This is a genomic window from Streptomyces sp. NPDC050448 (assembly GCF_040655295.1).
Taxonomy (GTDB): Bacteria; Actinomycetota; Actinomycetes; order Streptomycetales; family Streptomycetaceae; genus Streptomyces.
Genome location: NZ_JBFAJR010000043.1, coordinates 58672 through 66062, shown reverse-complemented (window position 1 = coordinate 66062; position 7391 = coordinate 58672). Strand labels below are relative to the sequence as shown.

Below are 7391 nucleotides of genomic sequence, written 5' to 3'. Positions count from 1 at the left end.
TCCGCCTCCCCCAGATAACTACACACCATTTCTAACACTATTTCCCCACCCCACGCACTTCCGAGCTGTACCAGGCCCCGGGCCCTGATCCGCCGGACACCCCCTAGACCCGCGCCGCGGCGGACCCGGCTCAGCGGGCCCGGTTCAGGGATTGCAGGGCGGCACGCAGGAGCTGCGGGACCGGGGCGGAGCCGCCGGCGGCGATGGCGGCCTCGGCCTGCGGCGTCACCGCCGAGACGGCCTCGTCCGCGTCCCGCGCGGCGTAGCCCAGCCCGATCAGGGCCGCGGAGAGCTGCTCGGTCCACGGGGCGGGCCCCGACGCCGCGGCGCGCTGCGCACCGACCAGGCCGCTCGACCCCAGCGGAGCGCCCAGCTTGTCCTTGAGCTCCAGCAGCAGCTTCTGGGCGCCCTTCTTGCCGATGCCGGGCACGGCCATCAGGGATTTCTCGTCCCCCGTCGAGACGGCCAGCCGCAGCGCGTCCGGGCTGTGCACCCCGAGCATCGCCTGGGCCAGCCGCGGTCCGACCCCGCTCGCGGTCTGCAGCAGTTCGAAGACCTGCCGCTCGTCGTCGTCGGCGAAGCCGTACAGCGTCAGCGAGTCCTCCCGTACGACCAGGGAGGTGGCCAGCCGCGCCGTCTCCCCCATCCGCAGGCCGGCCATGGTGGTGGGCGTGCACTGCACGGCCATGCCCACTCCCCCGACCTCGATCACGGCCAGGGTGGGGGCGAGCGCGGCGACGGGGCCGCTGACGAAGGCGATCATGAGGGGCGGCCTTTCGAGGCGTGCAGGGCGACCGCCTGCTGGAGGCGGTTCTGGGCGGGGGCCCGCCAGACGTGGCAGATGGCGAGGGCGAGGGCGTCCGCGGCGTCGGCGGGTTTGGGCGGGGCGGACAGCCGCAACAGCCGGGTCACCATGGCCCCGACCTGCGCCTTGTCGGCCCGGCCGGAGCCGGTGACGGCGGCCTTGACCTCGCTGGGGGTGTGCAGGGCGACCGGTATACCGCGGCGGGCGGCGCAGAGCATGGCAACGGCGCTCGCCTGGGCGGTCCCCATCACCGTTCTGACGTTGTGCTGGCTGAACACCCGCTCCACGGCGACGACTTCGGGCCGGTGTTCATCGAGCCACTGCTCGATGCCCGCCTCGATCGCGACGAGCCGGTGCCCCAACTCCGCGTCCGCGGGCGTCCGTACGACCCCCACACCGATCATGGTGAGGGGACGGCCGGCGACCCCCTCGACCACGCCGACACCGCACCGGGTCAGCCCCGGGTCCACGCCGAGTACGCGCACCCCACCCCTCCTTCGACAGCCAGTGCGTGCAGGCTAACCGGTGGCACTGACAAAGCGGCGGGCCGACGGGGTGTGTCCCCGTCGGCCCGCCGCTGATGCCCGATCAGGCGTCGACCTTCTCCATGACCTCGTCGGAGACGTCGAAGTTGGCGAAGACGTTCTGCACGTCGTCGCTGTCCTCCAGCGCGTCGATCAGCTTGAAGATCTTGCGCGCGCCCTCTTCGTCCAGCTCGACCTGCATGGTCGGCAGGAAGTTGGAGTCGGCCGAGTCGTAGTCGATGCCCGCCTCCTGGAGCGCGGTGCGGACCGCGACCATGTCGGTGGCCTCGCTGACGATCTCGAAGCTGTCCCCGAGGTCGTTGACCTCTTCGGCACCGGCTTCGAGCACCGTCTCCAGGACGTCGTCCTCGGAGAGTTCGCCCTTGGGCAGCAGGACGACACCCTTGCGGTTGAACAGGTACGAGACCGAGCCCGGGTCGGCCATCGAGCCGCCGTTGCGGGTCATGGCGACGCGGACGTCGGACGCGGCACGGTTGCGGTTGTCGGTGAGGCACTCGATGAGCACCGCGACACCGTTCGGGCCGTACCCTTCGTACATGATCGTCTCGTAGTCGGCGCCGCCGGCCTCGAGGCCGCCGCCACGCTTGACCGCAGAGTCGATGTTCTTGTTCGGGACCGAGCTCTTCTTGGCCTTCTGGATGGCGTCGAAGAGGGTCGGGTTGCCGTCGATGTCGGCACCGCCCATACGGGCCGCGACCTCGATGTTCTTGATCAGCTTCGCGAAGAGCTTGCCGCGCTTGGCGTCAACCACGGCCTTCTTGTGCTTCGTCGTAGCCCATTTAGAGTGGCCGGACATCTGCCTGTCTCCTTCGCGTCACCAACAATGTTCGCCTCAGATCCTACCGGGACGCCGTCAGAGTCCCGCGCGCACCATGTCGACGAAGTACGCGTGGACGCGGTCGTCGCCGGTCAGCTCGGGGTGGAACGAGGTGGCGAGGACGTTGCCCTGGCGCACGGCGACGGTGTGCCCGTCGTACGTGGCCAGCACCTCTGCGGCGGCTCCGACCGACTCGACCCAGGGCGCGCGGATGAAGACGCCCTCGACCGGGCCGCCGGCTATGCCGGCGAAATCGATCTTCGCTTCGAAGGACTCGTTCTGGCGGCCGAAGGCGTTGCGGCGGACGATCATGTCGATGCCGCCCAGCGTCTCCTGGTCCTCACGGCCGTCGAGCAGCTTGTCGGCGAGCATGATCATGCCGGCGCAGGTGCCGTAGACCGGCATGCCGGCCTTCACGCGCTCGCGCAGCGGCTCCAGCATGCCGAACAGGACGGCGAGCTTCGACATGGTCGTGGACTCGCCGCCGGGGATCACCAGGGCGTCGATCTCGGCGAGCTCCTCGGGACGCCGGACCGGCCTGGCCACGGCGTCCGCCGCGGCCAGGGCGATCAGGTGTTCCCGTACATCGCCCTGGAGGGCCAGGACACCGATAACCGGGGGTGCCGCCGCCGAAGGCAGGGGGAGGGTGGTCATGAGCGATTACCAGCCGCGGTTGGCGTAGCGCTCGGACTCGGGGAGGGTGTCGCAGTTGATGCCGACCATGGCCTCGCCCAGGTTGCGGGAGGCGTCCGCGATGATCTTCGGGTCGTCGTAGAAGGTGGTGGCCTTCACGATGGCGGCGGCGCGCTTGGCCGGGTCGCCCGACTTGAAGATGCCGGAGCCGACGAAGACGCCCTCGGCGCCGAGCTGGCGCATCAGTGCGGCGTCGGCCGGGGTGGCGACGCCACCGGCGGAGAACAGCACGACCGGGAGCTTGCCGAGCTCGGCAACTTCCTTGACGAGCTCGTACGGGGCGCGCAGCTCCTTGGCGGCGGCGAACAGCTCGTTGTTGTCGTAGCCGCGCAGGCGGGCGATCTCGTTCTTGATCTGGCGCAGGTGGCGGACGGCCTCGACGACGTTGCCGGTGCCGGCCTCGCCCTTGGAGCGGATCATGGCCGCGCCCTCGGCGATGCGGCGCAGGGCCTCGCCCAGGTTGGTGGCACCGCAGACGAAGGGGGTGGTGAACGCCCACTTGTCGGAGTGGTTGACCTCGTCGGCCGGGGTCAGGACCTCGGACTCGTCGATGTAGTCGACGCCGAGGGACTGCAGGACCTGCGCCTCGACGAAGTGGCCGATGCGGGACTTGGCCATGACCGGGATGGAGACGGCCTCGATGATCTCTTCGATCATGTTCGGGTCCGACATGCGCGCGACGCCGCCGTCCTTGCGGATGTCGGCGGGGACCCGCTCGAGGGCCATGACGGCGACGGCGCCGGCATCTTCGGCGATCTTCGCCTGCTCGGCGTTGACCACGTCCATGATCACGCCGCCCTTGAGCTGCTCGGCCATGCCGCGCTTGACGCGGGAGGTGCCGATCGCGGACTCAGCGGACTGCGGGGTGGAGGGAAGCGTGCTCACGGATTGACCTCACTCGAAGGGAGACGGGTGCTGCGGTGGTACTCCGCAGAGGAAACCGTCCACGACCAGTCCACCGCAAGGGCCAATGAGGAGCCGGTGGCCTCTTTCATATTGGCCTTTGGGTACAACTAGGGCCGGTCGGCAAGATCCACCGGAGGCTCATCGTCCATTTCGAACGCGAGCGGGAACGGGGCGTGGCCGGCCAGCCGGAACCAGCGGACCTTGCGGTGGCGGCGCAGCGCCCGGGCGGCCCGTACGGCGTCGTTGTGGAACCGCCGCGCCATGGGCACCCGGCGGACGGACGCGGCCAGCTCCTCGGCGGCCGCCTCACCGCCGGGGGCGGCCTTGAGCGCCTCGACCTGGGCGGCATCGGAGAACACCGCGCGCAGCGCCTGGCTGAGCTCGCTCTCGGCGACCTCGCGGTGCTCCTCCTCGGCCTGGCGGGCACCGTGGGCGGCCTCGTACAGGACGATCGAGGAGGCGGGGTCGAGCACTCCGGAGGTGGCCACCTCGAGCACCACCGAGGCGCGCCGCACGAGCTGTGCGTCGAGGGCGGCGCGGGCGGCGTCCATCCGCGAGTGCAGCCGGTCCAGCCGTCCGGCGGTCCAGCTGAGGTAGACCCCGATGACGCCGAGCGCCAGGGCAGTCCAGACAAGGGTTTCGATCACGGCCCGCGACAATACCCCGTGGCGCGCCCCCGGCCCCGTTCGGCCCTGCGGGATCCCCCGGGGCCCGGCACGCCCGGCAGGCCCCGCAGGCGCGCCGGGCCCGGGGCATCCGTCAGGCCGACGGGTCCCGGGTGAGGCCCAGGCGGGTGCGCAGGCTCACGCGCTCGTCCGCGGCCACCGCCGCCGCGCCGTCCGTCACCGTTTCGTAGACCGCGAGGATGTCCGCGCCGACCGTCGACCAGTCGAAGCGGCGTACGTGTGCGGAGCCGCGGGCGCTGAGTTCCGCGCGGCGGGCCGGGTCGCGCAGCAGGGCCACCGCGCCGGCGGCCAGCGCGTCCGCGTCCTCGTTGGTGAACAGCTCCCCCGCCGCCCCCTGGTCCAGGACCTGCGCGAACGCGTCCAGATCGGAGGCCAGCACCGCGGCCCCCGCCGACAGCGCCTCGACCAGGATGATGCCGAAACTCTCGCCGCCCGTGTTCGGGGCCACGTACACGTCGACGCTGCGCAGCAGCCGCGCCTTGTCCTCGTCCGAGACCAGGCCGAGGAACTCCACCCGCGCGCGCAGGCCGGCGGGCAGGGAGGCCACCGCCTCCACCTCGTCGCCGCGGCCCGCCACGAGGAGCCGTACGTCCGGACAGGCTTCCACGATCTTGGGGAAAGCCGCCATCAGGACGGGGAGGCCCTTGCGGGGCTCGTCGATCCGGCCGATGAAGCCGAGGGTCTGCCCGGCCCACTGCGCGTTCGGCTCGGCCGAGGCGAAGAAGTCCACGTCCACCCCGTTCGGGATCACCACGGCGTCCCCGCCCAGGTGCTCCACGAGCGTGCGGCGCGCGTACTCGCTCACCGCGATCCGCGCGCTGATCTTCTCCAGCGCCGGCTGGAGGATCGGGTACGCCGCGATCATGGCCCGCGAGCGCGGGTTGGAGGTGTGGAACGTGGCCACGATCGGCCCCTGCGCCGCCCAGCAGGACAGCAGGCCCAGCGACGGCGAGGTCGGCTCGTGGATGTGGATCACGTCGAAGACTCCGTCGTGCAGCCAGCGCCGCACGCGCGCCGCCGACAGGAAGCCGAAGTTCAGCCGGGCCACCGACCCGTTGTACGGCACCGGCACCGCCCGCCCCGCCGAGACCACGTACGGCGGCAGCGGCGTCTCGTCGTCCGCCGGGGCCAGCACGGACACCTCGTGGCCGAGGCGGATCAGGTGCTCCGCGAGGTCCCGGATGTGGAACTGGACGCCGCCGGGCACGTCCCACGAGTACGGGCAGACAATGCCGATCTTCACGCGGAGCGCTCCTCCAGGTCGTCCAGCCACAGCCGCTGCAGCATGTGCCAGTCCTCCGGGTGCTCGGCGATCCCCTGGGCGAAGGCGTCGGCCATCGCCTGGGTCATGGCGGCCGTCTTCTCGACGCGGGTCCCGGTCTTCGGGACCGGCACCTCGGGGTGGATCCGGCCGCGCAGGTACGGCGTCTCGCCGTAGTACAGCGTGACGGGCAGCAGCACCGCGCCCGTCTGCTGCGCCAGCAGCGCGGGCCCGGCCGGCATCCGCGCCGCCGAGCCGAAGAAGTCCACCTCGACGCCGGAGGCGGACAGGTCCCGGTCGGCGACCAGGCAGATCAGGCCCCCGGAGCGGAGCCGGCGGGCGAGGGTCCCGAAGGAGGAGGCGCCGTTGTGCGGCAGCACCTCCATGCCCAGGCTCTCCCGGTAGGCGACGAAGCGGTCGTACAGGGACGCGGGCTTGAGCCGCTCCGCGACGGTGGTGAACGGGACCCCCAGGTGCCCGGTGACCCAGGCGCCGGCGAGGTCCCAGTTGGCCAGGTGCGGCAGGGCGGCGATCACACCGCGCCCGGAGGCCACGGCCTCGCGCAGGATGTGGTCGTCCGTGAGGTCGACATCCGTGCCGAAACGCTTCGGGTCCATGGCCGGAAGCCGGAACGATTCCATCCAGTAGCGCATGTACGAGCGCATGCCGGCCTGCGAGAGCTCTCGCAGCCGCTCCGGCCCGGCGTCCGGTACGACGCGAGCCAGGTTCGACTCCAGCCGGAGCACGCTCCTGCCGCGCTTCTTCCACACGTAGTCGGCGATCCGGCGGCCCAGGGCCACCGCAGCCGGCTCCGGCAGCTTCTTCACGCCGGCCCAGCCGAGCCCGTACAGGCCGTCGACCAGCTTGTCCTGCATCGCGCCCATCAGGCCGTGCCGCCTTCGGCCACGGCGGCAGCCGCGTCGGCCTCCGCCGCCTCACGGCGTACGGTGACCACGCGCTGGATCAGCGTGACCAGCGAGCCCACCGCGACGATCCACAGCGCGACGGGGAGCAGCACCTCGATCCACGAGGGCACCCCGAAGATCACCAGCCCGGACAGACCGGCCGCGACCAGCGAGATCACCAGGCGCTCGGCGCGCTCGATGAGCCCGTTGACGGCGACCGGCAGCCCGATCGACTCGCCCCGGGCCTTCGTGTACGACACCACCTGGCCGCTGGCCAGGCAGAAGATCGCCACCGCGCACAGCACGTTGTCGTTCCCGGAGCCCGCGTACCAGAGCGCGAGACCGCCGAAGATCGCCGCGTCGGCCACCCGGTCGAGCGTCGAGTCGAGGAACGCGCCCCAGCGGCTGGAGACGCCCGCCTGGCGGGCCATGTTCCCGTCCACCAGGTCCGAGAACACGAACAGGGTGATGGTGATCGTGCCCCAGAAGAACTCTCCCCGGGGGAAGAAGACCAGCGCTCCCGCCACCACTCCGGCCGTGCCGATCAGGGTGACCGCGTCCGGGCTCACCCCCCGCCGGAGGAGAAAAGCGGCGAATGGCGTGAGAACACGCGTGAAGAAAGCACGCGCGTACTTGTTCAGCATGGCCTTCCCGGAGGGTCGCTGGGCCGCACGGCCCCATCGGCCACCGGCTGGCCCATCGTAGCCAGCGCCCCGGGCCCGTAATGCCGCGCACCCACCGGTTCGCGCCAGACGATCGACGGTCCATGCCCC

General features: G+C 71.4%; 9 protein-coding genes. All 9 read right to left on the bottom strand.

The window, feature by feature from the left end:
* Positions 1-130 precede the first annotated feature (130 nt).
* The 9 genes from ruvA to pgsA all read right to left on the bottom strand — a co-directional run bounded on the left by ruvA (position 131) and on the right by pgsA (position 7262).
* Positions 131-763: a Holliday junction branch migration protein RuvA gene (ruvA, locus tag AB0I68_RS33955; protein WP_363181233.1), complete on the bottom strand. Its 633-nt coding sequence runs from the start codon at positions 761-763 to the stop codon at positions 131-133.
* Positions 760-1290 (bottom strand): crossover junction endodeoxyribonuclease RuvC, encoded by a 531-nt coding sequence (gene ruvC / locus AB0I68_RS33950; RefSeq protein WP_363181232.1) that lies wholly within the window; start codon positions 1288-1290, stop codon positions 760-762. Before ruvC ends, ruvA begins: the two co-directional genes overlap by 4 nt.
* A gap of 103 nt (positions 1291-1393) precedes the next feature.
* Positions 1394-2146 carry a YebC/PmpR family DNA-binding transcriptional regulator gene (locus tag AB0I68_RS33945; protein ID WP_363181231.1) on the bottom strand — a complete coding sequence of 251 codons (753 nt, stop codon included), beginning with the start codon at positions 2144-2146 and terminating at the stop codon, positions 1394-1396.
* Positions 2147-2203: 57 nt separating this feature from the next.
* On the bottom strand, positions 2204-2821 hold the full coding sequence (gene pdxT / locus AB0I68_RS33940; RefSeq protein ID WP_363181230.1) for a pyridoxal 5'-phosphate synthase glutaminase subunit PdxT: 618 nt from the start codon (positions 2819-2821) through the stop codon (positions 2204-2206).
* Positions 2822-2827: 6 nt separating this feature from the next.
* Positions 2828-3745, bottom strand: coding sequence for a pyridoxal 5'-phosphate synthase lyase subunit PdxS (pdxS, locus tag AB0I68_RS33935; RefSeq protein ID WP_030294529.1), 918 nt, complete (start codon positions 3743-3745; stop codon positions 2828-2830).
* Between the two features lie 128 nt (positions 3746-3873).
* Positions 3874-4413: a hypothetical protein gene (locus tag AB0I68_RS33930; protein ID WP_363181229.1), complete on the bottom strand. Its 540-nt coding sequence runs from the start codon at positions 4411-4413 to the stop codon at positions 3874-3876.
* 112 nt (positions 4414-4525) lie between these two features.
* On the bottom strand, positions 4526-5695 hold the full coding sequence (locus AB0I68_RS33925; protein ID WP_363181228.1) for a glycosyltransferase family 4 protein: 1170 nt from the start codon (positions 5693-5695) through the stop codon (positions 4526-4528).
* Complete coding sequence (locus AB0I68_RS33920; protein ID WP_363181227.1) at positions 5692-6597, bottom strand: phosphatidylinositol mannoside acyltransferase; 906 nt, start codon at positions 6595-6597, stop codon at positions 5692-5694. The genes AB0I68_RS33925 and AB0I68_RS33920 overlap by 4 nt, the downstream gene beginning before the upstream one ends.
* Positions 6597-7262 (bottom strand): phosphatidylinositol phosphate synthase, encoded by a 666-nt coding sequence (gene pgsA / locus AB0I68_RS33915; RefSeq protein ID WP_363181226.1) that lies wholly within the window; start codon positions 7260-7262, stop codon positions 6597-6599. The genes AB0I68_RS33920 and pgsA overlap by 1 nt, the downstream gene beginning before the upstream one ends.
* Positions 7263-7391: the final 129 nt, after the last annotated feature.

What these genes read in the sequence shown, in the direction of transcription:
- ruvA (WP_363181233.1), bottom strand. Translation starts at nt 763, where the DNA reads ATGATCGCCTTCGTCAGCGGCCCCGTCGCCGCGCTCGCCCCCACCCTG.
- AB0I68_RS33945 (WP_363181231.1), bottom strand. Translation starts at nt 2,146, where the DNA reads ATGTCCGGCCACTCTAAATGGGCTACGACGAAGCACAAGAAGGCCGTG.
- pdxT (WP_363181230.1), bottom strand. Translation starts at nt 2,821, where the DNA reads ATGACCACCCTCCCCCTGCCTTCGGCGGCGGCACCCCCGGTTATCGGT.
- AB0I68_RS33920 (WP_363181227.1), bottom strand. Translation starts at nt 6,597, where the DNA reads ATGGGCGCGATGCAGGACAAGCTGGTCGACGGCCTGTACGGGCTCGGC.
- pgsA (WP_363181226.1), bottom strand. Translation starts at nt 7,262, where the DNA reads ATGCTGAACAAGTACGCGCGTGCTTTCTTCACGCGTGTTCTCACGCCA.